Source organism: Enterobacter sp. WPR_3_1, assembly GCF_003635055.1.
In the GTDB taxonomy this organism is placed as follows: Bacteria; Pseudomonadota; Gammaproteobacteria; order Enterobacterales; family Enterobacteriaceae; genus Enterobacter; species Enterobacter ludwigii.
In genome coordinates, this window is record NZ_RBXU01000010.1 from 26235 (window position 1) to 47950 (window position 21716).

The 21716-nt window shown below is 54.1% G+C and carries 20 protein-coding genes; 8 read left to right on the top strand and 12 right to left on the bottom strand.

What is annotated here, in order from left to right:
• Positions 1-2 precede the first annotated feature (2 nt).
• The 7 genes from cdsA to rpsB form a co-directional block, all read right to left on the bottom strand.
• The gene (gene cdsA / locus BJ887_RS11775) at positions 3-860 is read right to left on the bottom strand and encodes a phosphatidate cytidylyltransferase (RefSeq protein ID WP_032679640.1); all 858 of its coding nucleotides are present in this window, start codon (positions 858-860) and stop codon (positions 3-5) included.
• A 12-nt stretch (positions 861-872) separates the two neighbouring features.
• On the bottom strand, positions 873-1631 hold the full coding sequence (ispU, locus tag BJ887_RS11780; RefSeq protein WP_014168704.1) for a (2E,6E)-farnesyl-diphosphate-specific ditrans,polycis-undecaprenyl-diphosphate synthase: 759 nt from the start codon (positions 1629-1631) through the stop codon (positions 873-875).
• 186 nt (positions 1632-1817) lie between these two features.
• Positions 1818-3017 carry a 1-deoxy-D-xylulose-5-phosphate reductoisomerase gene (gene ispC / locus BJ887_RS11785; RefSeq protein ID WP_020882617.1) on the bottom strand — a complete coding sequence of 400 codons (1200 nt, stop codon included), beginning with the start codon at positions 3015-3017 and terminating at the stop codon, positions 1818-1820.
• A gap of 95 nt (positions 3018-3112) precedes the next feature.
• Positions 3113-3670 carry a ribosome recycling factor gene (gene frr / locus BJ887_RS11790; protein WP_014168702.1) on the bottom strand — a complete coding sequence of 186 codons (558 nt, stop codon included), beginning with the start codon at positions 3668-3670 and terminating at the stop codon, positions 3113-3115.
• A 166-nt stretch (positions 3671-3836) separates the two neighbouring features.
• Positions 3837-4562, bottom strand: coding sequence for a UMP kinase (pyrH, locus tag BJ887_RS11795; RefSeq protein ID WP_003856194.1), 726 nt, complete (start codon positions 4560-4562; stop codon positions 3837-3839).
• 150 nt (positions 4563-4712) lie between these two features.
• Positions 4713-5564, bottom strand: coding sequence for a translation elongation factor Ts (gene tsf, locus BJ887_RS11800; protein WP_008501911.1), 852 nt, complete (start codon positions 5562-5564; stop codon positions 4713-4715).
• Between the two features lie 117 nt (positions 5565-5681).
• The gene (gene rpsB / locus BJ887_RS11805; protein ID WP_003856207.1) at positions 5682-6407 is read right to left on the bottom strand and encodes a 30S ribosomal protein S2; all 726 of its coding nucleotides are present in this window, start codon (positions 6405-6407) and stop codon (positions 5682-5684) included.
• Positions 6408-6728: 321 nt separating this feature from the next.
• Here rpsB and map point away from each other — a divergent pair, with 321 nt between their 5' ends.
• The 4 genes from map to BJ887_RS11825 all read left to right on the top strand — a co-directional run bounded on the left by map (position 6729) and on the right by BJ887_RS11825 (position 11617).
• The gene (gene map / locus BJ887_RS11810; RefSeq protein WP_014168699.1) at positions 6729-7523 is read left to right on the top strand and encodes a type I methionyl aminopeptidase; all 795 of its coding nucleotides are present in this window, start codon (positions 6729-6731) and stop codon (positions 7521-7523) included.
• Positions 7524-7586: 63 nt separating this feature from the next.
• Positions 7587-10262 carry a bifunctional uridylyltransferase/uridylyl-removing protein GlnD gene (gene glnD / locus BJ887_RS11815; protein WP_113656567.1) on the top strand — a complete coding sequence of 892 codons (2676 nt, stop codon included), beginning with the start codon at positions 7587-7589 and terminating at the stop codon, positions 10260-10262.
• A 32-nt stretch (positions 10263-10294) separates the two neighbouring features.
• The gene (dapD, locus tag BJ887_RS11820; protein WP_020882614.1) at positions 10295-11119 is read left to right on the top strand and encodes a 2,3,4,5-tetrahydropyridine-2,6-dicarboxylate N-succinyltransferase; all 825 of its coding nucleotides are present in this window, start codon (positions 10295-10297) and stop codon (positions 11117-11119) included.
• A gap of 111 nt (positions 11120-11230) precedes the next feature.
• Positions 11231-11617, top strand: a complete 387-nt coding sequence (locus BJ887_RS11825) for a DUF3461 family protein (RefSeq protein WP_014168696.1) — start codon at positions 11231-11233, stop codon at positions 11615-11617.
• A gap of 90 nt (positions 11618-11707) precedes the next feature.
• Here the strand turns inward: BJ887_RS11825 and cdaR are convergent, their stop codons facing one another.
• The 3 genes from cdaR to dgt all read right to left on the bottom strand — a co-directional run bounded on the left by cdaR (position 11708) and on the right by dgt (position 16102).
• Positions 11708-12865: a DNA-binding transcriptional regulator CdaR gene (gene cdaR, locus BJ887_RS11830; protein WP_020882613.1), complete on the bottom strand. Its 1158-nt coding sequence runs from the start codon at positions 12863-12865 to the stop codon at positions 11708-11710.
• A 154-nt stretch (positions 12866-13019) separates the two neighbouring features.
• Complete coding sequence (gene degP / locus BJ887_RS11835; RefSeq protein WP_032679638.1) at positions 13020-14456, bottom strand: serine endoprotease DegP; 1437 nt, start codon at positions 14454-14456, stop codon at positions 13020-13022.
• Between the two features lie 131 nt (positions 14457-14587).
• Complete coding sequence (dgt, locus tag BJ887_RS11840; RefSeq protein WP_121339901.1) at positions 14588-16102, bottom strand: dGTPase; 1515 nt, start codon at positions 16100-16102, stop codon at positions 14588-14590.
• 82 nt (positions 16103-16184) lie between these two features.
• Between dgt and mtnN the strand changes: the two genes are divergently transcribed.
• From mtnN to BJ887_RS11855, 3 genes are read left to right on the top strand one after another with little or no spacing between them, the layout of a single operon-like run.
• Positions 16185-16883: a 5'-methylthioadenosine/S-adenosylhomocysteine nucleosidase gene (gene mtnN / locus BJ887_RS11845; protein WP_014168692.1), complete on the top strand. Its 699-nt coding sequence runs from the start codon at positions 16185-16187 to the stop codon at positions 16881-16883.
• Positions 16876-17676 (top strand): vitamin B12 ABC transporter substrate-binding protein BtuF, encoded by an 801-nt coding sequence (btuF, locus tag BJ887_RS11850; protein ID WP_025205196.1) that lies wholly within the window; start codon positions 16876-16878, stop codon positions 17674-17676. Before mtnN ends, btuF begins: the two co-directional genes overlap by 8 nt.
• 27 nt (positions 17677-17703) lie before the next feature.
• Entirely contained in the window at positions 17704-18327 is a 624-nt protein-coding gene (locus BJ887_RS11855) for a TRIC cation channel family protein (protein ID WP_014168690.1), read from the top strand.
• 56 nt (positions 18328-18383) lie between these two features.
• Here BJ887_RS11855 and erpA read toward each other — a convergent pair whose 3' ends face one another.
• Positions 18384-18728 (bottom strand): iron-sulfur cluster insertion protein ErpA, encoded by a 345-nt coding sequence (gene erpA / locus BJ887_RS11860; RefSeq protein ID WP_013095643.1) that lies wholly within the window; start codon positions 18726-18728, stop codon positions 18384-18386.
• Positions 18729-18813: 85 nt separating this feature from the next.
• On the bottom strand, positions 18814-20214 hold the full coding sequence (clcA, locus tag BJ887_RS11865; RefSeq protein WP_121339902.1) for a H(+)/Cl(-) exchange transporter ClcA: 1401 nt from the start codon (positions 20212-20214) through the stop codon (positions 18814-18816).
• Positions 20215-20391: 177 nt separating this feature from the next.
• Between clcA and hemL the strand changes: the two genes are divergently transcribed.
• Positions 20392-21672 (top strand): glutamate-1-semialdehyde 2,1-aminomutase, encoded by a 1281-nt coding sequence (gene hemL, locus BJ887_RS11870; protein WP_032679636.1) that lies wholly within the window; start codon positions 20392-20394, stop codon positions 21670-21672.
• The last annotated feature ends 44 nt before the right edge of the window (positions 21673-21716 follow it).

Here is a 21716-nt window from a genome sequence, read left to right on the forward strand (position 1 = left end):
CGTTAAATCGTCCCGAATACCAGTAAAAGCAAGCACGCAAACACTGGAACAGCCGCTGTCAGGCTATCAATGCGATCCAGTATACCGCCATGTCCTGGAATCAGGTGTCCGCTGTCCTTAATCCCTGCTTCACGCTTAAACATACTTTCGGTTAAATCACCGAGTACCGAGGCCAGCGCAGCAAAAATAGAGCACACCAGCAGTATTGACGGTGCCACTTCCAGATTCGCCCAGACGCCATAGCCCCAGGAAATGATTGCTGCCGTAAACAGGCCGCCGATGAATCCTTGCCAGGTTTTGCCCGGAGACACTTTTGGCGCCAGTTTATGTTTGCCAAACAGTTTACCAAACATATAGGCCCCAGAGTCAGCCCCCCAGACGAGAATCATCACATAAAGCAGCCAGATCGCGCCGCTGTAGTGGTTTTCGTCATAGTGCCAGGCGCGCAGTGCGACCATACCCCAGAAAAAAGGAACAATTGTGAGCAGGCCAAAAATAAGACGCAACACTTTTGAATTACGCCAGAATGCCGCGGAACCTGGGTAAAAAAGCACCAGCAGCAGCGCGGCAACCCACCAGCCCAGCGATACCCAAAGGGAACCGGCTACCAGCGGTTGGTGAATATCATGGTGATATTCAGGCAAGGTAAACAGCATCAGGGCCAGGATAAAGCCACAGAGTACCGCCAGCCATACCCGCTGAGTGCGTGAGGTAAAGCCGCTAAACTGACCCCATTCCCACGCGGCGAGCATGCAGACCACCAGCGTCAAAATAGCGAATCCCACCGGGGGCAGTAAAAACAGCGCCGCAATGACAATGGGTATTAATACAAAAGCGGAAATCAGGCGATACTTCAGCAAAAGCTACCCCCATCAGGCTTTGTCGCCACCTGGCTCGGTGCCGCCGAAACGACGCTCTCGATTGGCAAAGGCATGCAGCGCACCTTCAAAGTCTTGTTCATCAAAATCGGGCCAAAGAACATCAGTAAAGTAAAGTTCGGCGTAGGCAATTTGCCACAGCAAAAAGTTACTGATGCGATGTTCTCCCCCTGTCCTAATTACCAAATCCACAGGTGCCAGTTCATTCATGCAGATTTGCTTACTCAGCGCCTCTTCATCAATTTGGTCAGGTCTCAACAGCCCTTCCTGAACCTGTTCGGCCAGATGCCGAACGCCCTGGATAATATCCCAGCGTCCACCGTAATTCGCCGCGATATTGAGCGTCAGACCGGTATTATTTTCAGTCAGCGCTTCTGCTTTACGAATCCGTTCCTGCAAACGTGAGTTAAAACGACTGGTTTCGCCGATAATACGCAGACGGACGTTGTGGCGGTGCAGGCTTTTTACTTCGCTATCGAGCGCCCACACAAACAATTCCATCAACGCGGTCACTTCCTGCGGCGGTCGATTCCAGTTTTCACTGCTAAAAGCATAGAGCGTTAACGCATCAATGCCGTTATTGGCGGCAAAAGAAACGGCGCGGCGAACAGATTTCGCCCCAGCTTTATGCCCAAAGGCTCGTATCTTCCCTTGTCTTTTCGCCCAGCGGCCGTTGCCATCCATAATGATTGCTACATGACGGCAGCCATGAGCTGGCAAGTTTTCGCTTATTGGTTGATTCGCAGACAACATAACGCGTTTTTGGTCCCTGAAAAGGATTTAACGGTACTCAGGAATACTGAAGCCTATACGTAAAAAAGCCGTGTCAAACCACGGCTTACCTGACCACGTAAAGTCAAATACCTGCGATCAGGTGGCGCAGACTATATCACTGAAGCCCAACGCTAACAAATAGCACAACCACTAGTGCTTGCTTTATCACCAGCTTGCGAGGCGTGTCACCTGCTTACGTGCAATAACGCGAGCCTGAGCATCCACCGCCAGCACCTCTTCCACGCTTTGTGGTTCGCGCAAATCCATCATTTCCAGTACCGATAAATTCAACGTCGCAATATCGGTAAATCGGATCTGCTGATTCAGAAATGCCTCAACGGTAATTTCATTAGCTGCATTAAGTGCCGTCGTCGCCGCCTGCCCCTGGTCAAAAGCTTTCATCGCAAGCTTCAGACACGGATAACGATCGTAGTCCGGTTCGCTAAAGGTCAGTGAACTCAGCTTGCAAAAATCGAGCGGTTTCGCCCCGGACTTCACCCGATTCGGCCACGCCATGGCATGCGCGATAGGCGTGCGCATGTCCGGTTCGCCCAGTTGCGCAAGGACGCTGCCATCCTGATAGCGCACCATCGAGTGAATCACCGATTGCGGGTGGATCAGCACTTCCATCTGTTTCGCCGACGCATTGAACAGCCAGCGCGCTTCAATGTATTCCAGACCTTTGTTCATCATGGTGGCGGAGTCAACGGAGATTTTACGCCCCATTGACCAGTTCGGATGACGGCACGCCTGCTCAGGCGTCATTGCGCTCAGTTCAGACAGTGGCGTTTCACGGAACGGGCCACCTGACCCGGTAAGCAAAATCGATACAACGCCATTCTGCTCCAGGTCAGCGTACCCCAGGTTCTGTTGAAAAGGTTGCGGTAAACTCTGAAAAATCGCGTTGTGCTCGCTGTCGACCGGTAAAAGACGCGCCCCGCGCTGCTTCACCGCCTCCATAAAGAGACGTCCGCAGGTCACCAGCGACTCTTTGTTAGCCAGCAGAACCTCTTTACCGGCATCAATAGCGGCAAGCGTCGGTAGCAGCCCTGCAGCCCCGACGATTGCCGCCATGACCTGATCAACCTCATCCAGCGCAGCCATGTCGCAGGCCGCCTGCTGGCCACTCAGGACCTCGGTACGACAGCCTTTCTCACGCAACTGCGCGGTGAGCAGGCGGGCGCTCTCTTCGTCATCCATAACCGCATAGCGAGGCGTAAACTCCAGGCACTGTTCGATCATACGCTGCACATTCTTACCGGCCACCAGCGCGGTCACGGTGTAATGTTCAGGATTATGGCGAACAACGTCGAGAGTGCTGCAACCGATAGAGCCGGTTGAGCCAAGGAGTGTTAAATGCTTCATGAGATGCCCGAAAAAAGTTAGACCAGATAAAAGCAAAACGCCGCCAGCAAGACCCGAAGTCCTTCTGAACGGCGTTTATCAGTGTACGACAGAAATCAGAACTGCATCAGTTCCGCTTCTTTATCTGCCAGCGCCGCATCAATTTTCTTGATCGCAGCATCCGTCATCTTCTGAATGTCGTCCTGAGAACGACGATCGTCATCTTCACTGATCTCTTTTTCTTTCAGCAGCGCTTTGAGTTTGTCGTTCGCATCACGACGTACGTTACGCACGGATACGCGACCTTGCTCAGCTTCACCACGAACGACTTTGATCAGGTCTTTACGACGTTCTTCAGTCAGTGGAGGCAGTGGAACGCGAATGTCAGCGCCCGCAGAGCTTGGGTTCAGACCCAGGTCAGACGCCATGATCGCTTTCTCAACCGCTGGGCTCATAGAACGATCGAAGACGTTGATTTTCAGCGTACGGGTATCTTCAACGGTAACACTCGCCAGCTGACGCAGTGGCGTTGGCGTGCCGTAGTATTCTACGATGATGCCATCCAGCAGGCTTGGGGAAGCACGGCCAGTACGGATTTTGCTGATTTGGGTTTTGAACGCTTCTACGCATTTTTCCATGCGTACTTCAGCATCTTTTCTGATTTCGTTAATCACGTTACGAATCCTTGAAAACTTGTCTCAGGCAGACTATCCGCCAGCACAGCGCTACAGGTGTGCTAAGTATAGTCGCGTTTAATTCTGACAACGCCAAAGGCGCGCCCAGGTAAGATACCACTACAAAATAAAGCGGAATCTTACCTGTATTTATCGCCGACGGAAATTATTCCGTGATCAAAGTGCCTTCTTTTTCACCCATGACCACGCGACGCAGTGCGCCAGGTTTGTTCATGTTGAAGACACGGATCGGCAGTTTGTGGTCACGAGCCAGCGTAAAGGCGGCAAGATCCATCACTTTCAGCTCTTTTTCCAGCACTTCGCTGTAGCTCAGCTGATCGTACATGGTGGCAGACGGATCTTTTGCCGGGTCGGCAGTAAACACGCCATCCACTTTGGTCGCTTTCAGAACCACATCGGCTTCGATCTCGATACCGCGCAGGCAGGCAGCGGAATCGGTAGTAAAGAACGGGTTACCCGTACCGGCGGAGAGGATCACCACGCGGTTGTTGCGCAGCAGGCTAATCGCCTCTGCCCAGCTGTAGTTATCGCAGACGCCATTCAATGGGATTGCGGACATCAGGCGGGCGTTCACATAGGCGCGATGAAGCGCATCACGCATTGCCAGGCCATTCATCACGGTTGCCAGCATACCCATGTGGTCGCCCACAACGCGGTTCATCCCCGCTTTCGCCAGACCAGCACCACGGAAAAGGTTGCCACCGCCAATGACCACGCCAACCTGAATACCCAGTTCGACCAGTTCTTTGATTTCCTGTGCCATGCGGTCAAGGATGCTTGCGTCAATACCGAAGCCTTCCGATCCCTGCAGCGCTTCGCCACTCAGCTTAAGCAGAATGCGTTTGTACACGGGTTTTGCATTGGTAGCCATGTTTCTTTCCTGAGACTGTCAACGATTAAGATGGGGGTTAATTCTGGCGACATGATATGTCGCATATCAGCACAGGGATACTGGAGCCTGTCTGATTTCGTGTGACGGGTGACAAAAAGAAGCCGCCCTCAGGCGGCTCCTTTTCAATCATTAAGACTGCTTGGACATTGCAGCAACTTCTGCTGCGAAGTCAGTCTCAACTTTCTCGATGCCTTCGCCCACTTCGAAGCGGATGAAGCCAGTCACGTCAGCGTTGTGCTCTTTCAGCAGCTGAGCAACAGACTTGCTTGGATCCATAACGAATGGCTGGCCAGTCAGAGAAACTTCGCCGGTGAATTTCTTCATGCGGCCTTCAACCATTTTCTCTGCGATTTCTTTTGGCTTACCAGACTGCATCGCGATGTCCAGCTGAACCTGGTACTCTTTCTCTACCACTTCAGCAGACACGTCTTCTGGCTTAACGAATTCTGGTTTGCTTGCAGCGATGTGCATAGCCAGCTGTTTAACCAGCTCTTCATCAGCGCCTTTAGCCGCAACCAGAACACCGATACGTGCACCGTGCTGGTATGAACCCAGAACGTCGCCTTCCAGAGAAGCAACACGACGGATGTTGATGTTCTCACCGATTTTAGCAACCAGAGCAACACGTTCTTCTTCGAACTGTGCTTTCAGAACTTCAACGTCAGTGATTTTGCCCGCAACAGCTGCGTCCAGAACTTTGTTAGCAAATGCCTGGAAACCACCATCTTTAGCAACGAAGTCAGTCTGGCAGTTAACTTCCAGGATGATGCCGTAGTTGCCGTCGATCTTGGTGATGATCACGCCGTCAGCAGCAACGTTGCCTGCTTTTTTAGCTGCTTTGATCGCACCGGATTTACGCATGTTTTCGATTGCCAGCTCGATGTCGCCGTTCGCTTCAGTCAGCGCTTTTTTGCAATCCATCATGCCTGCGCCAGTACGCTCGCGCAGCTCTTTTACCAGGGATGCGGTAATTTCAGCCATTCTTAAATCCTCGGGAGATGTGAACTGCCCGGCCTGAGGCCAAACAGTGTAAATTGAAAAAAGGGGCCGATAATTGGCCCCTATTCATACACGGTACTAATAAGGGGTGAAACCTTATTATTCAGCTTCTACGAAGCTTTCTTCCGCCTGAGAAGCCAGATCCTGGGAACGGCCTTCACGAACGGTAGCAGCTACAGCGCTCAGGTACAGGCTAACAGCACGGATTGCGTCGTCGTTACCCGGGATAACGAAGTCAACACCGTCCGGATCGGAGTTGGTATCAACGATAGCGAATACCGGGATACCCAGGTTGTTAGCTTCTTTGATTGCGATGTGCTCGTGGTCTGCATCGATTACGAACAGCGCGTCTGGCAGGCCGCCCATATCTTTGATACCGCCCAGGCTGTTTTCCAGCTTGTCCAGTTCACGAGTGCGCATCAGCGCTTCTTTCTTAGTCAGCTTGTCGAAAGTACCGTCCTGAGACTGGGTTTCCAGATCTTTCAGGCGCTTGATGGACTGACGAACGGTTTTCCAGTTAGTCAGCATGCCGCCCAACCAGCGATGGTTCACGAAGAACTGATCGCAGCTGTTAGCAGCATCTTTCACAGCTTCGCTTGCAGCGCGCTTAGTACCAACGAACAGAATCTTACCTTTACGGGAAGAGATCTTGTTCAGCTCAGCCAGGGCTTCGTTGAACATTGGTACAGTTTTCTCAAGGTTGATGATGTGAACTTTGTTACGTGCGCCGAAGATGAAAGGCTTCATTTTCGGGTTCCAGTAACGGGTCTGGTGACCGAAGTGAACACCAGCCTTGAGCATGTCGCGCATGGAAACAGTTGCCATGTTTAAAACCTCTATATTAAAAGTTGGGGTTATGCCTCCACGTATCCCATATTACCGACCCCGAAGGGCACCCCGGAATATGTGCCGATACGTGTGTGTTGTTACACAAAGTGAGATTTGTCGCTTCCGTCCAGCCTGTGTATCTGAAATGGATCGGAAGTCCGGCGCGCTTTATACCACAAAACACGACCAGAAACCAACAGTTGTTGGCCGAGTGTGCTGTTAATGATTCTCAATTTGGCACGGGGTGCGCCTGACTGATACCATTAACGACACTTAGACTAGTATTGTCGAAAAAATCGACACTGATGGACAGATTACATGGCTATCTCTATTAAGACACCTGAAGAAATTGAAAAGATGCGCGTCGCCGGTCGTCTGGCCGCAGACGTGCTGGAAATGATCGAGCCGTACGTGAAGCCGGGCGTTAGCACGGGTGAACTGGACCGCATTTGTAACGACTATATCGTCAATGAGCAGCACGCGGTCTCCGCCTGCCTTGGCTACCATGGTTTCCCGAAATCCGTCTGCATTTCGATTAACGAAGTGGTTTGTCACGGTATTCCGGACAACGAAAAACTGCTCAAAGATGGCGACATCGTCAACATCGACGTGACGGTCATTAAAGATGACTACCACGGTGACACCTCTAAGATGTTCATCGTGGGCAAGCCGACGATTCTGGGCGAGCGTCTGTGCAAAGTGACGCAAGAAAGCCTCTACCTGGCGCTGAAAATGGTTAAACCCGGCATTCGCCTGCGCACCATCGGGGCCGCTATCCAGAAATTCGTTGAAGCGGAAGGTTTCTCCGTTGTGCGTGAATACTGCGGCCACGGCATTGGTCGTGTCTTCCACGAAGAGCCACAGGTTCTGCACTATGATGCGGATGACGGCGGCGTGGTACTGCAAAAAGGCATGACCTTCACCATCGAGCCGATGGTCAACGCCGGTGATTACCGCATCCGCACCATGAAAGATGGCTGGACGGTGAAAACCAAAGACAGAAGCTTGTCTGCGCAGTACGAGCATACTATTGTGGTAACAGACAACGGCTGCGAAATTATGACGTTGCGCAAGGATGACACCATCCCGGCGATACTCACACACGATGAATGATAAAAAAGCCGGCAGATGCCGGCTTTTTTAATGGCTATAGCTTTTTCTTATGGGTGGCGCACGATGAGTAATCTTTTACCCGAACAGTATGCTAACACAGCACTTCCCACCCTACCCGACCAGCCCGATAACCCGGGCGTCTGGCCCCAGCAGGATTTGACCTGCGCCGGTATCAAGGCGCATATGGATGTCTTCCAGCGCTGGCTCGGAAGCGCATTTGATGCCGGCATCTCCGCGGAGCAGCTCATTGAAGCACGCACCGAGTTTATCGACCAGCTCCTGCAGCGTCTGTGGATTGATTACGGGTTTGGGCAGATCAGTGACGTGGCACTGGTCGCCGTCGGGGGCTATGGCCGCGGTGAGCTTCATCCGCTTTCCGATATCGACTTACTGATTTTAAGCCGCAAAAAACTGCCGGATGAACAGGCGCAGAAAATTGGTGAACTGCTGACGCTGCTGTGGGATGTGAAGCTTGAAGTGGGCCACAGCGTGCGCACGCTGGAAGAGTGCCTGCTCGAAGGATTATCTGACCTGACCGTCGCCACCAACCTGATTGAAACCCGCCTGTTGATTGGCGACGTTGCGTTGTTCCTGGAACTGCAAAAACACATTTTCAGCGACGGCTTCTGGCCTTCAGAAAAATTCTTCGCCGCGAAGGTCGAGGAGCAGAATCAGCGTCACCAGCGCTACCACGGCACCAGCTATAACCTGGAGCCGGATATTAAAAGCAGTCCGGGCGGACTGCGCGACATTCACACGCTGCAGTGGGTGGCCCGCCGCCACTTTGGCGCCACCTCAATGGACGAGATGGTTGGCTTCGGCTTTTTAACCGAGGCTGAGCGAAACGAGCTGAATGAGTGTCTGCACCTGCTCTGGCGGATCCGTTTTGCCCTGCATCTCGAGCTTAGCCGCTACGATAACCGTCTGCTGTTTGACCGTCAGCTCAGCGTAGCGCAGCGCCTCAACTACCGTGGTGAAGGTAACGAGCCGGTTGAACACATGATGAAGGATTTCTTCCGCGTTACCCGTCGCGTCACTGAACTGAACCAGATGCTGCTGCAGCTGTTCGACGAAGCGATCCTGGCCCTGACGGCAGACGAAAAACCGCGGCCAATCGATGATGAATTCCAGCTGCGCGGCACGCTTATCGATCTGCGCGACGAAACGCTGTTTATCCGTGAGCCGGAAGCGATCCTGCGGATGTTCTACATCATGGTTCGCAATAGCACGATCACCGGGATCTACTCCACAACGCTGCGTCATCTGCGCCATGCGCGCCGTCATCTGACGCAGCCACTGTGCTATATCCCGGAAGCCCGATCCCTTTTTCTCAGTATGTTGCGCCATCCGGGGGCCGTCAGCCGTGGGCTTCTGCCGATGCATCGCCACAGCGTGCTGTGGGCCTATATGCCACAGTGGTCACATATCGTCGGGCAGATGCAGTTCGATCTGTTCCACGCCTATACGGTGGATGAACACACGATCCGCGTCATGCTCAAGCTGGAGAGCTTTGCCAGAGAAGAGACACGCTCACGTCACCCACTGTGCGTCGAACTGTGGCCACGTCTTACCCACCCGGAACTGATCCTGATTGCCGCCCTGTTCCACGACATCGCCAAAGGTCGCGGCGGTGACCACTCGGTGCTCGGCGCACAGGACGTGCTGAAATTTGCCGAACTGCATGGACTGAACTCTCGCGAGACGCAGCTGGTTGCCTGGCTGGTACGCCATCACCTGCTGATGTCCGTCACCGCGCAGCGTCGTGACATTCAGGATCCGGAGGTCATCAAGCAGTTTGCAGAAGAGGTTCAGACGGAAAACCGCCTGCGCTATCTGGTCTGCCTGACGGTAGCCGATATTTGTGCCACCAACGAAACGCTGTGGAACAGCTGGAAGCAAAGCCTGTTGCGCGAGTTGTACTTTGCCACCGAAAAACAGCTGCGCCGCGGGATGCAAAACACCCCGGACATGCGCGAGCGTGTACGCCATCATCAGCTGCAGGCGCTGGCGCTGTTGCGGATGGATAACATTGATGAAGAGGCGCTGCATCAGATTTGGGCGCGCTGTCGTGCCAACTATTTTGTCCGCCACAGCCCAAACCAGCTTGCCTGGCATGCGCGACATCTGCTTCAGCATGATTTGTCGCAGCCGATGATCCTCCTCAGTCCGCAGGCCACGCGCGGCGGTACCGAGATCTTTATCTGGAGTCCGGATCGGCCTTATCTGTTTGCTGCGGTTTGTGCCGAACTGGACAGGCGTAACCTGAGCGTTCACGACGCGCAGATTTTCACCACCCGGGACGGCATGGCGATGGACACCTTTATTGTACTGGAGCCAGACGGAAGCCCGCTGTCGTCGGACCGCCATGAAGGGATACGTTTTGGCCTGGAACAGGCGATCACCCAGCGCAGCTGGCAACCACCGCAGCCGCGTCGTCAGCCGTCGAAATTACGCCACTTTACCGTCGATACCGAGGTCAATTTCCTGCCGACCCACACCGATCGTAAATCGTTCCTGGAGCTGATCGCGCTCGACCAGCCAGGGCTTCTCGCCCGCGTCGGCCAGGTTTTTGCCGATCTGGGAATTTCGCTTCACGGGGCCAGAATTACAACCATTGGCGAACGAGTAGAAGATTTATTTATAATCGCCACCGCCGATCGGCGTGCCCTTAATAATGACCTGCAACTTGAAGTGCAACAACGGTTGACAGCAGCCCTCAATCCAAACGATAAAGGGTGACGTGTTTTTTAGTGAAATGGAAAGAGTAAACAATGCAGCAGTTACAGAACGTTATTGAGTCCGCTTTTGAGCGTCGCGCCGAGATTACTCCGGCAAATGTGGATACCGTTACCCGTGAAGCGGTTAATCAGGTTATTTCTCTGCTGGATTCCGGCGCGCTACGTGTAGCAGAAAAAATCGACGGTCAGTGGGTAACTCATCAATGGCTGAAGAAAGCCGTGCTGCTCTCTTTCCGTATCAATGATAACCAGGTTATCGACGGAGCAGAAAGCCGCTACTTCGATAAAGTCCCTATGAAATTCGCTGACTACGACGAAGCTCGCTTCCAGAAAGAAGGCTTCCGCGTAGTACCGCCAGCGGCCGTACGTCAGGGTGCGTTCATCGCGCGTAACACCGTGCTGATGCCCTCCTACGTGAACATCGGTGCTTACGTAGACGAAGGCTCCATGGTGGATACCTGGGCAACCGTCGGCTCCTGCGCGCAGATCGGTAAAAACGTTCACCTGTCCGGCGGCGTGGGTATCGGTGGTGTACTGGAGCCACTGCAGGCTAACCCAACCATCATCGAAGATAACTGCTTCATCGGCGCGCGCTCTGAAGTGGTGGAAGGCGTGATCGTTGAGGAAGGCTCCGTTATCTCGATGGGCGTTTACATCGGTCAGAGCACCCGTATTTACGATCGTGAGACCGGTGAAATTCACTACGGTCGCGTGCCGGCCGGTTCCGTTGTGGTCTCCGGCAACCTGCCGTCAAAAGATGGCAAGTACAGCCTGTACTGTGCGGTTATCGTGAAGAAAGTTGATGCGAAAACCCGCGGTAAGGTGGGCATCAATGAGTTGCTGCGCACCATCGATTAATCGGATATAACAAAAAGCGGGGGCCACCCCGCTTTTTTCATATCTGAGGGTGGCGAAAATAGATTTTTTCGTTAATTATTCAAAGGTTATGTTGAGATCAAGGGTACCGCTATGTACGATAATCTGAAAAGTCTGGGCATTACCAATCCTGATGAAATTGATCGTTACAGCCTTCGCCAGGAAGCTAATAACGACATTCTGAAAATCTATTTTCACAAGGACAAAGGAGAGTTTTTCGCCAAGAGCGTGAAGTTTAAATATCCACGCCAGCGTAAGACCGTCGTCGCTGACGGTGTAGGACAGGGATACAAAGAAGTACAGGAAATCAGCCCTAATCTGCGCTATGTGATCGATGAACTCGATCAGATCTGTCAGCGCGACCGCACTGAAGTCGATCTCAAACGTAAGATCCTCGACGATCTGCGTCACCTTGAAAGCGTTGTCACCAACAAGATTAGCGAAATCGAAGCGGATCTTGAAAAGCTTACCCGGAAATAAACGCAAAACGGCAATCTTTGATTGCCGTTTTAGTGTTTGCGCCCTCTCCCGTGGAAAGGTATGGAGTAAGGGCATCAGGCCGTATTTCACTCATCTCTGCTCATCGAGCTGTAACGCCACATAAAGCAGCAGCCTGTCGTCAAAGCTCCCCAGATCCAGCCCTGTCAGCTCCGAAATCCGGTTCAGTCGATATTCCAGCGTATTGCGATGTATAAACAACGCTTTCGACGTTGCCAGCGGCTGTACGTTATGACGGAACCACGCCTGCAGCGTCCGACGCAACAGACCGTTGTTGTCCATTGCCTTGAGGCGCGCTAACGGACGTGCCAGCTCATTGGCCTGCCAGCCACCGCGCAGGCTGTCGAGCAGCACCGGGAGCATCAGATCCTGGTAGAAATAACTGCGGCTTTCCGGCATCCGCTGCTTACCCACCATCATGGTGGTGCGGGCAGTACGCCAGGAGCGGGCAATACTGCCCGGACCGGTGAAGTAATTGCCCAGCGCGACGCGAAAACGAAGCTGACCATTCTCCTTCATGCGGGCTATCAACTGCTCCACGCGACGACGATGATCTTCTGCATCCCAGCGCCCGAACGCGTTCAGCGCGGGCTTGAGCACCACCATTTCCGTCAGAGAGACAATCGCCACCAGGTTATCGCGTTCCGGCGTCGCCAGCGCATTTTGCAGCTGCTGCAGCTCAGCCATCGCACTGTCGACGCCAAGCTGGCCGCTGTCCACCTCAATTACCGCCACGACGCGCGGCTGATTCAGATCGATTCCCAGGCGCTGCGCCCATTCATTGAGTGCAGGGGTATGCTCATCCGCCTGAATCAGGTTCATCACCAGCTCTTCACGCAGACGGCTGTCCTGGGCGAGCAGATGCATCAGGCGCGACTGCTCAAGCATCATCTCCGCCGTCATACAGACCAGTTCGCCATATTTTCGCAGCGACTCCGGCTCGCCGGTCAGGCCGATAACGCCAACAATTTCCCCCTCAAGACGCAGCGGTAAATTGATGCCCTGACGGACACCGTGCAGGTGTTTCGCCACCGCATCGTCGATGTCCACCACCCGCCCCTGGGAGAGCACCAGCAGCGCCCCTTCGTGCAATTCCCCAATACGCTCACGATCGCCACTGCCAATAATGCGCCCACGGGCATCCATTACGTTGATATTGGTATCAATGATGCGCATGGTGCGTGCCACAATATCCTGCGCCATTTTGGTATCGAGATGCCAGCCAGCCATGTAACCCTCCTGTGAGCAGAGCTCAAGCATAGGGAAGTTCAGCTACCGCTGCATTGTGCGAATGCACAAAGTGAAAGGGAGAAGTATGGAGTTGTGGAAAAGGTCACAGAAAGGTGAAAAGCCCCTGCTCATCTGAAACAGGGGCCTGAGAGGATTACTGCATCAGCAGGTAAATTGAGGTATCACCACGCTGAATATTCAACGCCAGCACGGAAGGTTTGCTGTCCAGAATTTTGCGCAGTTCAGCGATGTTTTTCACTGGCTGCTGGTTCGCACCCATGATCACATCGCCTTTTTTCAGGCCAATGCGCGCAGCCGGGCTGTTCGCTTTAACGTTGTTCACCACAACGCCTTTGTCCTGACCTTTATTGCTCATCTCGGCGCCTTCAATGCCGCTGAAGATGGTGCTGGAATCAACCTGATTCTGGCTGCTCTGCTGCAGTTCCAGGCTCACGTTAACCGGTTTACCGTCACGCAGCAGGCCGAGGGTCACTTTGCTGCCAATCGGCATGGAGCCCACTTCAGCACGCAGCGCGGCAAAGCTGCTGATCGGTTTCCCGTTCAGGGAGGTAATGACATCACCCGCTTTAATGCCCGCTTTCGCCGCGGAGGAGTTCGGCATCACCTGGCTGACAAATGCACCGCGCTGGGCGTCAACTTTCATCGCCTTAGCCAGTTCGGAATTCAGTTCGGTACCCAGAATCCCCAGTTCACCGCGTTTCACCTGCCCATACTGCACCATCTGCGCGGTCAGGTTTTTCACCATGTTACTTGGGATAGCAAAGCCGATCCCGATATTGCCGCCGTCCGGTGCAAGGATCGCGGTGTTGATACCAATCAGCTCACCGTTCAGGTTCACCAGCGCGCCGCCGGAGTTACCCCGGTTGATGGCGGCATCCGTCTGGATGAAGTTTTCATAGTTTTCAGCGTTGAGGCCGCTACGACCCAGCGCGGAAACAATCCCCGAGGTTACGGTTTCACCCAGACCGAACGGGTTACCGATAGCGACGGTATAATCACCGACACGCAGCGCATCGGAGTCGGCAATTTTAATCGCCGTCAGGTTTTTCGGATCCTGAATCTGGATCAGCGCGATATCGGAGCGCGGGTCTTTCCCGACCACTTTGGCATCAAATTTACGCCCGTCGCTCAGTTGGACCTTAATGCTGTTGGCGTTATCAACAACGTGGTTGTTGGTCACGACGTAGCCTTTCGCCGCATCGATAATCACACCCGAGCCAAGCGCCATGAATTTCTGCTGCTGGCCACCCCCCTGGGTGTCATCCCCTGCACCACCGCCCTGACAGAACGGGGAGCTCTGGAATGGCGAACCGTCCTGGCAGAAAGGTGAGTTATCACCAAAGAACTGCTGGAAGTTACGCGGCATACGCGGCGTATTGACGGTTGTGCTGCCCTCAACGTTAATACTCACCACCGATGGCATCACTTTTTCGAGCATCGGTGCCAGGCTTGGCATCTGCTGCGCGGTCGCTGCCGACGATGCGGTCTCAGCTGCAGTAGCAGTCAGAGGAGACAGCGCTAAACCTAAACTCAGAGCCAGTGCACTCATTGCTAATGTGGTTTTTTTCATGTGTCTTAATCTCGATTTACAGATAACGCAAAATTGCTGTGTAACTCAGATTCATTTTATACCGCTTAGTTCCGGCCATAAGTTTATGGAAAAGGTAAAAATTTATTGGCCGTCTTTACAAAACTCTGTGCTTATTCCACCGCCATGAGCTTGCGGTATTCATCCCAGGCATACAAATCTGTCATCCCGCTGATATAGTCCTGGATAAGACGGCAGCGATAATAATATTCCAGCACCGGCCACTGGGGCGACTGCCGATCCAGCTTGCCGATGGCTTCGACATAAGCCAGACGGTGGCGGGTTGAAAGTTTCTGATAAAGCCGGGATTCGATCGGTATTCGCCGCACGCGCTCTTTTTCCACCAGCTCGCTGAACTCGTCGACGGATAACTGCAGCAGAGGCCGATAGATTTCGAGTAACCCACTGATAACCCTGTATCCCTGCAGCTCAAGCTGTTCAACATCCGGATGGCTGAAAACATGACGCACGGCCACGTTTTTATAGAGTTCAAGAAGCTGGCTAAAGCTGCTGTCATCTTCCAGCAACGCATGGTTGAATTCGCCGCTATAAATTAACGGCAGGTTGTCTATAAAGCGCGAGGCGGCATACGGCACCAGTTTATTTAATGTATTGACCCGTAAATACATAAAGAACTGATCTTCCGTGCTGCGGCTTAATGTATTTGAACGCGATTTCTCCCAGGCATTTTCGACAACCTGAGCAAACAGCGAGCCTTTTTCATGCGTTCCCCAGGCCTCATAAAGATGCTGATAAAGTTCTTCGACGCTGAATATTCTTTTCTCAACGGCGTCTTCCAGGTCGGCAACACAATATGAAATGTCGTCGGCAGCTTCCATAATCCAGGTTAAGGGGAAGCGGCCGTTTGGTGTCAGAGAAAGTTCTTTACGCAGGCGCTCAATATAGGCTTCTTCAGAAAGATAATAGCCCGGCTTTTTCATCAAATAACTGTGCGACGCGGGCGTCTCGCCCATCCACCATGCCGGTCGCGTATATTTCAGGATGCACCCCACCTGTGCCCAGGTCAGGTTCATACGCATCAGGGAGTGGACCAGCCGGATCCCCTGCGCATTGCCTTCGAAGTGACAGAGGTCGTGACGGACTTTACGCCGCAGGTCGTTCAGCGCGTCTTCACCTTCGCGCAGGCGTAAATCCCCCGCCAGGCAGCGGTCATCGCTCAGAGGCTGGCTTACCGCATCAGCAGGATAAAGCCGCTGTTTAAACCAGTCATTTATGGCGGCTTCACCAAAATGACCAAAGGGCGGATTACCGATGTCATGCATCAGGCAGGCCATCTCAACGATGCTCTCAAACGGCCCGGTCAGCTCATTCAGCCCATAGGTTTCGAGGAGCTGCTGCTCTTTGAGACGGCTTAAGATCTCTTTGGCAATGTAGCGGCCAACCTGCTGAACTTCCATAGAATGCGTTAAGCGCGTGCGCACCGCAGCGTTACGTTCAAGCGGAAACACCTGGGTTTTTTGCTGTAACCGACGGATTGCCGGCGAGTTTATGATCCGCCCACGATCGCTTTCGAAGATACGCAGGATCTCATGCTCGCTCTTGTCGCCCTGCGGCGAACGGAAACGTCGGTGCCAGTTAATTTTGGTGCGAAAATCGATTGGTGACATGTGCTCCCCCGCGTGAGAATGCGTTTCCTCTTAACCGCATGATAGACTATGCATCTTAACAAGGCACATCGCGAGTAAATCTATGAAAATCGGCATTATTGGTGCAATGGAAGAAGAAGTTACGCTGCTGCGTGACAAAATTGAGAACCGTCAGACTCTCTCCCTCGGTGGCTGTGAGATCTATACCGGCCAGTTGAATGGCGTTGACGTCGCTCTGCTGAAATCAGGCATCGGTAAGGTTGCTGCTGCGCTGGGCGCGACCCTGCTGCTCGAACGCTGCAAGCCGGACGTTATCATTAACACCGGTTCTGCAGGCGGCCTGGCGTCGACGCTGAAAGTCGGTGATATCGTTGTTTCCGATGAAGCGCGTTACCACGATGCAGACGTTACCGCATTCGGCTACGAATACGGTCAGCTTCCGGGTTGCCCGGCCGGGTTTAAAGCCGATGACAAACTGATTGCGGCGGCTGAAAGCTGCATCGCTGAGCTGAACCTCAACGCGGTACGCGGCCTGATCGTCAGCGGTGATGCGTTCATTAATGGCTCCGTCGGCCTGGCGAAAATTCGTCATAACTTCCCTCAGGCCGTTGCCGTTGAGATGGAAGCGACCGCCATTGCTCACGTTTGCCATAACTTCAACGTTCCGTTCGTGGTGGTTCGCGCCATCTCAGACGTGGCTGACCAGCAGTCTCATATCAGCTTCGACGAGTTCCTGACCGTTGCGGCAAAACAGTCCACCGTGATGGTGGAGCGCCTGGTGCAGAAACTGGCTCGTGGGTAACCCATACATCAGGGCGCTGGTCGCCCTGCTTTTTCTCGCACCGGCATGGCTATTTGCCGCGCCGCGTGTGATTACGCTCTCTCCGGCAAACACCGAACTGGCCTTTGCCGCCGGGATCACGCCTGTCGGCGTGAGCAGCTTTTCGGATTACCCTCCGCAAGCGGCCCATATTGAACAGGTGGCGACCTGGCAAGGGATGAACATTGAGCGCATCGTGGCGCTTAAACCCGATCTCGTGCTCGCCTGGCGCGGCGGTAACGCCGAGCGGCAGGTCAACCAGCTCTCCTCGCTTGGGATCAAGGTGATGTGGATTGATGCGGTGAGCATTGAGCAGGTCGCTCAGGCACTGCGTTCTCTGGCCCCCTACAGCCCTACCCCAGCAAAAGCCGAGAATGCCGCGAAACAGATGCTCAGCGACTATGCCGCGCTGAAATCCCGCTACGATACCCCCGTCAAAAAACGCATCTTCCTGCAGTTTGGCAGCCAGCCGCTGTTCACCACCGGGAAAGGATCCATTCAGAATCAGGTGCTGGAAATCTGCGGCGGTGAAAACATCTTTGCAGCCAGCCGGGTGCCGTGGCCTCAGGTCAGCCGGGAACAGGTGCTCGCACGCCAGCCACAGGCCATCGTGGTGGTCGGAAATGCGAGCGAGATTCCTAAAATTGAACAATTCTGGCAACGTCAGCTAAAAATACCGGTGATCCCCCTCACCAGTGACTGGTTTGAACGCGCCAGCCCGCGTATTATCCTCGCCGCAAAACAGCTCTGTGCCGCGCTGGCAGAGAGTCACTAACAACATACCCCGCTCGAGGATTTAACGATGCTCGTTTATTGGCTGGATATTCTTGGCACAGCCGTTTTTGCTATCTCCGGCGTTTTACTCGCCGGAAAACTGCGCATGGATCCGTTTGGCGTGCTGGTGCTGGGCGTGGTCACCGCCGTGGGTGGCGGGACGATACGTGATATGGCCCTGGCGAATGGCCCGGTATTTTGGGTAAAAGATCCAACCGATCTGGTGGTGGCGATGGTCACCTGTCTGTTGACCATTGTGTTGGTTCGCCAACCCCGCCGGTTACCGAAATGGATACTCCCGGTACTGGATGCCGTCGGTCTGGCCGTCTTTGTGGGCATCGGGGTCAACAAAGCCTTCAATGCGGGAACGGGCCCGATGGTGGCCATCTGCATGGGCGTGTTAACCGGGGTCGGCGGCGGGATTATTCGCGACATTCTGGCGCGTGAAGTTCCCATGATCCTGCGTACCGAAATCTATGCCACGGCGTGTATTATTGGTGGGATTGTTCACGCGACGGCGTATTACACCTTTGCGATGCCGCTAGAAAATGCAGCCATGCTGGGTATGGTGGTCACGCTGGGGATACGGTTAGCGGCGATACGCTGGCATCTGAAGCTGCCGACGTTTGCGCTGGATGATAATGCGCGATAAGCGTTGTTTATAAGCCCGGTGGCGCTACGCTTACCGGGCTTACGACTGCATCCCTGTCAGATGCTGAACGAAGAGCCACATCCACAGGTACTTGTCGCGTTCGGGTTAGTCACAACGAAGCGCGAACCTTCCAGGCCTTCAGTGTAATCCACCGAACCACCCACCAGGTACTGCAGGCTCATCGGGTCAACCACCAGCGCAACGCCCTGCTTCTCGATAGTCATATCGCCGTCGTTGACCTGATCGTCAAAGGTAAAACCATACTGGAAGCCGCTGCAGCCGCCACCGGTAATATAGACACGCAGTTTCAGATCCGGATTGTCCTCGTCGGCAATCAGGGTTTTCACTTTGTTGGCTGCTGCTTCGGTAAATTCCAGCGGCAACGCTACGTCATCACTCATCTTATGCTCCCATGAATACTGCTACTGCTATTGGGTAAAATTCACCCAATTCTTTATCTCATTATCTAATACCCTGGTAATTCATTCAAGTATTCTGCGTCGGGGCCCGCTCGGCCTCTTGTTTTGCCAGGGTACGAGCAAGAATGGTGGAGTATAGCGGTTTTCCACCCAGGAATTGGGCTAATAGTGTCGCGCCGAGACAGGTAATGATCATTGGCAAAATGAGCTGGTAATTATCCGTCATCTCCAGAACCAGTACGATGCCGGTCAACGGCGCGCGCAGGGACGCCGCCAGCAGCGCGCCCATTCCGGCAATAGCAAAGGTCCCGGCGTCCAGATGATAGGCCGGGAATCCGGCAGCAGCGCCCATGCCAAACGCGGTTCCCAGAAGCGTACCCAGCGCCAGCATCGGGGCAAAAATACCGCCAGGCGCACCGGAGGAGAAGCACAATACGGTGGTAATCACCCGCGAAATAAACATGAACAGCAACAGACCAATGCTGAAATTACCCGCCGCGGCAATCGGTATCAGCCCGAAGCCACCGCCTGCGGCATTGGGCTCAATGAAGCCGAGCACGCCGCAGGCGCCGCCCAGCAGTCCGCCGATCAATACCCAGCGGGTGGTATTCCCACCGTGAATGCGCTGGAACATATCCTGGGCGCGTAAGATAAGCGTGTTAAACAGCGGGCCAACCACGCCAAAAATCATGCCGAGGATCAGGTACAGCCACAGCGTATTCACCGGCGCATTGGTCAGTTTCCCCACCTCAATCACCGCCCCTTCGCCATTAAAAATGCGAAAGACAATGCTCGACATAATGACGCCGGTGAATACCGCTTTTATCGAGATAAGGTTGTAGCGAAACTGTGCCCGCATCTCTTCAATAATGAACAGGATCCCCGCCAGCGGTGCGTTGAACGCCGCCGAAAGGCCGGCCGCCGCCCCCGTTGCCAGCAGCGTATGTCGCGCCTCCGCGCTGCGCATGCGAAACAGATCGCCGACCATGCGCCCAACGTTTCCGCCCAGCTGCACCGTTGGTCCTTCGCGCCCGAGCACCATGCCTGCCCCGAGCGTTCCCATGCCACCGATAAATTTTACCGGGATGACGCGCCACCAGCGAACCGGCCTCAGCTCTTCCAGCGCACCTTCTATTTCAGGGATCCCGGAACCGCCCGCTTCCGGCGCAAATTTACGAACCAGGAAATAGCCCACCATGGCAAACAGCGCAGATAAGCCAAAGGCCCACACCCATACCCATCCACCGCTATAGGCAAAACCCGCCACGGTTCCAATTCGCCAGTTCATTATCGCGTTAACCGCTTTTTCGAAGGCGATACCCACCAGCCCGGCAACTGCGCCGACCACGGCAGCAGCCAGCAGGATAGCCAGCGGCGTTTTATCACGATTAAGCAAGCGCCGGATGCTGATACGGTGCTGCGCACGTCTGAACTGCTGTTCAGTATAAGAATGAGTGTCTGCTTTCATTACCGTTTCTTTTCGTCATACAAATAACCGCAGGGATTTTACCAGAGTGCGTAATATCATCCCGTGAAAAATACTTAACAATTGTTTGGGCATGAAAGGGGGCAAAAATTTCATTACCTTCCGAGGATCACTTAGAATAGTGTGCTTAATCATTTTATACGAACCAGGAACGACGCCATGAGCAAGTCTGAAAACCTCTACAGTGCAGCCCGCGAGCTTATCCCAGGTGGCGTGAATTCGCCTGTTCGCGCCTTTACCGGCGTAGGCGGTACGCCGCTGTTTATCGAACGTGCTGACGGCGCGTATCTGTATGATGTCGATGGCAAAGCCTATATCGATTATGTCGGCTCCTGGGGTCCGATGGTGCTGGGTCACAACCATCCTGCTATCCGCAATGCGGTGATTGAAGCCGCCCAGCGCGGCCTGAGCTTCGGCGCGCCAACCGAGATGGAAGTGAAAATGGCGGAACTGGTCACCGAACTGGTCCCGACAATGGACATGGTACGTATGGTGAACTCCGGTACCGAGGCCACCATGAGCGCGATCCGCCTGGCACGTGGTTTTACCGGCCGTGACAAGATCATCAAATTTGAAGGCTGCTACCACGGTCATGCGGACTGCCTGCTGGTAAAAGCCGGCTCCGGCGCGCTGACCCTCGGTCAGCCGAACTCACCGGGCGTACCGGCTGACTTTGCGAAGCATACCCTGACCTGCACCTATAACGATCTGAACACCGTTCGGGCAGCCTTCGAGCAGTATCCGCAGGAGATTGCCTGTATCATCGTTGAACCTGTCGCAGGCAACATGAACTGCATTCCACCGCAGCCGGAGTTCCTGCCGGGTCTGCGCGCTCTGTGCGATGAGTTTGGCGCTCTGCTGATCATCGACGAAGTGATGACCGGCTTCCGCGTCGCGCTGGCGGGGGCACAGTCTTACTACGACGTAGAGCCGGACCTGACGTGCCTTGGCAAAATCATCGGCGGCGGCATGCCTGTCGGAGCATTCGGGGGACGTAAAGAGGTGATGGAAGCGCTGGCGCCGACTGGCCCGGTCTACCAGGCGGGTACCCTTTCCGGCAACCCGATTGCAATGGCCGCAGGTTTCGCCTGTCTGACCGAAGTGGCGCAGCCGGGTATTCACGAAACCCTGACCGATCTGACAACTCAACTGGCCAACGGCCTGCTGGAGGCCGCGCAAGAAACCGGTATTCCTCTGGTGGTAAACCACGTTGGTGGGATGTTCGGGATTTTCTTCACCGATGCGACAACCGTGACCTGCTATCAGGATGTGGTGAAGTGTGACGTTGAACGCTTCAAGCGCTTCTTCCATCTGATGCTGGAAGAAGGCGTCTACCTGGCACCATCCGCGTTTGAAGCAGGCTTTATGTCCGTCGCGCACAGCGAAGACGATATCAATAAGACTATCGATGCTGCGCGCCGGGTCTTTGCGAAGTTGTAAGACAGAAACGATCTGCTGCCCTCTCCTCCCGGAGAGGGCAATAC

Bases quoted from the DNA above. Each gene is read 5' to 3' on its own strand.
- ispU (WP_014168704.1), bottom strand. From the start codon at position 1,631: ATGTTGTCTGCGAATCAACCAATAAGCGAAAACTTGCCAGCTCATGGC.
- ispC (WP_020882617.1), bottom strand. From the start codon at position 3,017: ATGAAGCATTTAACACTCCTTGGCTCAACCGGCTCTATCGGTTGCAGC.
- pyrH (WP_003856194.1), bottom strand. From the start codon at position 4,562: ATGGCTACCAATGCAAAACCCGTGTACAAACGCATTCTGCTTAAGCTG.
- tsf (WP_008501911.1), bottom strand. From the start codon at position 5,564: ATGGCTGAAATTACCGCATCCCTGGTAAAAGAGCTGCGCGAGCGTACT.
- rpsB (WP_003856207.1), bottom strand. From the start codon at position 6,407: ATGGCAACTGTTTCCATGCGCGACATGCTCAAGGCTGGTGTTCACTTC.
- map (WP_014168699.1), top strand. From the start codon at position 6,729: ATGGCTATCTCTATTAAGACACCTGAAGAAATTGAAAAGATGCGCGTC.
- glnD (WP_113656567.1), top strand. From the start codon at position 7,587: ATGAGTAATCTTTTACCCGAACAGTATGCTAACACAGCACTTCCCACC.
- dapD (WP_020882614.1), top strand. From the start codon at position 10,295: ATGCAGCAGTTACAGAACGTTATTGAGTCCGCTTTTGAGCGTCGCGCC.
- BJ887_RS11825 (WP_014168696.1), top strand. From the start codon at position 11,231: ATGTACGATAATCTGAAAAGTCTGGGCATTACCAATCCTGATGAAATT.
- cdaR (WP_020882613.1), bottom strand. From the start codon at position 12,865: ATGGCTGGCTGGCATCTCGATACCAAAATGGCGCAGGATATTGTGGCA.
- degP (WP_032679638.1), bottom strand. From the start codon at position 14,456: ATGAAAAAAACCACATTAGCAATGAGTGCACTGGCTCTGAGTTTAGGT.
- dgt (WP_121339901.1), bottom strand. From the start codon at position 16,102: ATGTCACCAATCGATTTTCGCACCAAAATTAACTGGCACCGACGTTTC.
- mtnN (WP_014168692.1), top strand. From the start codon at position 16,185: ATGAAAATCGGCATTATTGGTGCAATGGAAGAAGAAGTTACGCTGCTG.
- BJ887_RS11855 (WP_014168690.1), top strand. From the start codon at position 17,704: ATGCTCGTTTATTGGCTGGATATTCTTGGCACAGCCGTTTTTGCTATC.
- erpA (WP_013095643.1), bottom strand. From the start codon at position 18,728: ATGAGTGATGACGTAGCGTTGCCGCTGGAATTTACCGAAGCAGCAGCC.
- clcA (WP_121339902.1), bottom strand. From the start codon at position 20,214: ATGAAAGCAGACACTCATTCTTATACTGAACAGCAGTTCAGACGTGCG.
- hemL (WP_032679636.1), top strand. From the start codon at position 20,392: ATGAGCAAGTCTGAAAACCTCTACAGTGCAGCCCGCGAGCTTATCCCA.